The organism is Hydrogenivirga sp. (genome assembly GCF_056450045.1).
The window spans coordinates 1-2768 of record NZ_JBWONM010000104.1 but is presented as its reverse complement, the minus strand read 5'-3'; the positions used below and the strand labels follow the sequence as shown (position 1 = coordinate 2768).

General features: G+C 53.0%; 3 protein-coding genes. All 3 read right to left on the bottom strand.

Annotated elements, in window-relative coordinates; genetic code table 11:
* Positions 1-1267 (bottom strand): AMP-binding protein (locus AC1HCM_RS04475; RefSeq protein WP_479460579.1); only part of this gene is annotated, 1267 nt, incomplete at its 3' end.
* A gap of 8 nt (positions 1268-1275) precedes the next feature.
* Positions 1276-2502 carry an OmpP1/FadL family transporter gene (locus tag AC1HCM_RS04470; RefSeq protein ID WP_479460578.1) on the bottom strand — a complete coding sequence of 409 codons (1227 nt, stop codon included), beginning with the start codon at positions 2500-2502 and terminating at the stop codon, positions 1276-1278.
* Positions 2503-2548: 46 nt separating this feature from the next.
* A partial coding sequence (locus tag AC1HCM_RS04465; RefSeq protein WP_479460577.1) for a DUF1732 domain-containing protein occupies positions 2549-2768 on the bottom strand: 220 nt, incomplete at its 5' end.

The window sequence follows — 2768 nt, the reverse complement described above, 5'->3', positions numbered from 1 at the left end:
TCGGGTAAACGTTCATGCCCTTGCATATGATAAGGTCCTTCTTCCTGTCAACTATGTATATGAAGCCGTCCTCATCAACGTATCCGAGGTCTCCCGTCCTTAGCCAGCCGTTAACTATGGTGTTCTCTGTCTCGTAGGGGTTCTTGTAGTATCCCTTCATCACGCAGTCTCCCTTCACTATAATCTCCCCCACCTCTCCTGTGGTAAGCTCTATAAGCTCCACAACAACCACCTCCACCTCGTAGTCCGGCAGAGGGGCACCCACGGACATGGGCTTTTGCCTGTTGGGGCGGTTCACCCAAACGACCGGGGAGCACTCGCTGAGACCGTAGCCCTCAAGCAGGACAGCCCTTCTGAACTTTCTTCTCATCCTCTCAAGGGTGTCCACGGGGAGGGGCGCCCCTCCCGAGACGAAGTACCTTATCCTGTTGAACCACATGAAGTACCAGGGTAGCTTAGCCTTTGAGAGGGCATTGAAGACCTCCGGCACCCCCATGAAGACCGTAACCCTCTTCAGGAGGGTCTGCTTTATCACGTTTGAGAAAGGCATTATTGACCTGACTATAACTATCGGGCTTGCGGTGTAGAGAGGAAGTAAAACCGTTGCTGTCAGGGTGAAGGCATGGAACATGGGAAGGTAAACTATGAACCTGTCCTTTGGCTTTATATCAAAGACCCTGACTATGTTCTCAATGTTTGAGAATATATTCCTGTAAGAGAGCATAACGCCCTTTGGCTTACCGGTAGTCCCCGAGGTGTAGAGGATTGTGGCAAGGTCCTCAAGACCGGACTGGGGCTCTATGTGTTCGTAGTCCTCAATGGTGAGCCCCTCCTCAAAGCTGAGGTTCCTCTCGTCAAGGGTGGGAGCACCCTCGGACCAGACTATCTTCTCAACCCCTGTGCTCTTTTCTATGTCCCTCAAAAGGTCGGCGAACTTACCTTGGGTTACGATGAACCTGCTCTCGGAGTCCTTGAGGATGTACTCAAGCTCCGCCCTCTTCAGAAAGGTGTTCAGGGGAACGGGAACCGCCCCAAGCTTCCCTATTGCGAGGAAGGCGATGATGAACTCCTTGGAGTTGGTCATGAGTATGACCACGTTGTCGCCCCTGCGCACCCCTATAAGCTCAAGGTAGCGGGCGAAGGAGTCAACGTAGTGCCTGAGCTCCCTCCACCTAACCTTTGCCTTCTCCTCAAATAGGGCTGGCTTTCTGGGAAACCTCTTTGTGTTGTGGGCGATCACCTCGTAGAGGTTCTTGAACCTGTACATCTCTTCCCTCAGAACCTGTAGCCTGCGGATATCGTGAGCATGTGAGCCGACAGGTTGCTGAACTTACCCCTTATCTGCTGATTGTTCACGCTCCTGTCCTTCTTTGTAAAGAAGAGGTAGGCTACCCCCAGCTCAACCTTCGGGTCTGGCTTGTATATGCCTCCAAGGGAGAGTACCCACCCGTCGGAGTCGGGTAGCTCAAAGCCAAGGGTCTTCTCTGGAACGGGTGTCTCGTCGTAAGCTATACCAGCCATGGCTGTTAGCTTCTCGTTGAAGCTGTGCTGAATTCCAAGCCTGTAGGTGTTCGTGTCCTTCCAGTATTTGTCATTGGGTTTTCCAAAATTTCCCTCAACGGTAGCGTCACCGAAGTTGAAGTCAAGCCTCTCGTAGTCCGACCAGAAGGTCCTCTCGTAGGTGAGCTCAAAGGTTGTGTTCCCGAGGTTGTAGGAAACCCCAAGCCTCCACTCGGCGGGCAGGGGAATCTCAACATTTCCAGAGGTTGAGAAAGTATATAAAGCTGGGGGTATTACATTTGTATCATACAAATACCCGCTCGCATCGCCGTCTATATCAAGGTCAACCTTTGACCTGTATAGGGTTGAGAGGGTCAGCTCCTTTGTGGGTTTCAGAGATGCGGAGATGAAGTAGCCCGGCTTTATCTTCGTGTCCCCGTCCATGGATACGCTGTAGGCTCCTGCCGGGTGGGCAAGCTCAACCTCACCCCTCGCATACACAGCCCTGAGCCCACCTCCCACCGAGAGAATGTCCAAAACCTTGTAGGAAGCCGATAGGCTCGTTTCATAGACTTCAAGAAGGAAGGTCTTGGCGTATGCCTGGGCAAGGGAATCCTCCCAGCTCTTGGAGAGCCCTCCCGGTGTGGTGAAGGAGAGACCGAACCTGAGATTCCCTACACTCGGGCTCACGTAGTGGAAGTAGGGAACGAAGAAGCTCTCCCTTTTTGAGGAATCGCTGAAGCTGGGGAAGCTGCCAGCCTGACCGCTGAACTTTATGCTCGGGAGAAGTATGTACCTCAAGCCGACCTCAACGCCCCAGCCTCCCTTCATGAAGCTCATGTTTGCTGGGTTAAAGTAGGCTGCGTCGGGTGCGTTCGCTGAGGAGAAGTAGGCTCCAGATGTTGCGGTTGAGCGAAGGGACTGCTCGGGTATCTTGTATCCACCAGCCAGCACGGTTCCGCCCACAAGGGCAAGGCTCAGTCCTCCGATGAGTGCTCTCATATCACACCTCCAGAGCTTTGATAGGACTACATTTTAACAGCCTAAGCTACTCAACGTTCGCCGCCTGCTGCTTTATCCTGTCAATCTCAGCCTTTATCTCAACCACGAACTGAGACAGATCGGGAATCTTGTTTCCTAAGGTCGTTATCTCCCTGTGCATCTCCTGAGCGAGGAACTCAAGCTTCTTCCCCACATCGCCTTCGGTATCAAGTAGCTCCTTGAACCTCTTGAGGTGAGTCCTCAGGCGGGTGACCTCCTCCTCAACG